The sequence below is a fragment of the Bacillus sp. VA13 genome, assembly GCF_055710085.1.
Window position 1 is genome coordinate 1 of sequence record NZ_JBVQPP010000028.1, and the last position, 267, is coordinate 267.

Here is a 267-nt window from a genome sequence, read left to right on the forward strand (position 1 = left end):
CCTACTGATTACAAGTCAGTTGCTCTACCAATTGAGCTACACCGGCAAGATGGTGGAGGATGACGGGCTCGAACCGCCGACCCTCTGCTTGTAAGGCAGATGCTCTCCCAGCTGAGCTAATCCTCCATAATTGCACTAACGTGCAATTGCTTGGCGGCGTCCTACTCTCACAGGGGGAAACCCCCGACTACCATCGGCGCTGAAGAGCTTAACTTCCGTGTTCGGTATGGGAACGGGTGTGACCTCTTCGCTATCGCCACCAAACAA

General features: G+C 54.3%; 1 tRNA gene and 1 rRNA gene. Both read right to left on the bottom strand.

Going from position 1 to position 267, the window contains the following annotated elements:
- Positions 1–50: 50 nt before the first annotated feature.
- Positions 51–126, bottom strand: a tRNA-Val gene (locus tag AC0C66_RS21595).
- Between the two features lie 22 nt (positions 127–148).
- Positions 149–264 (bottom strand): 5S ribosomal RNA (gene rrf, locus AC0C66_RS21600).
- Positions 265–267 lie beyond the last annotated feature (3 nt).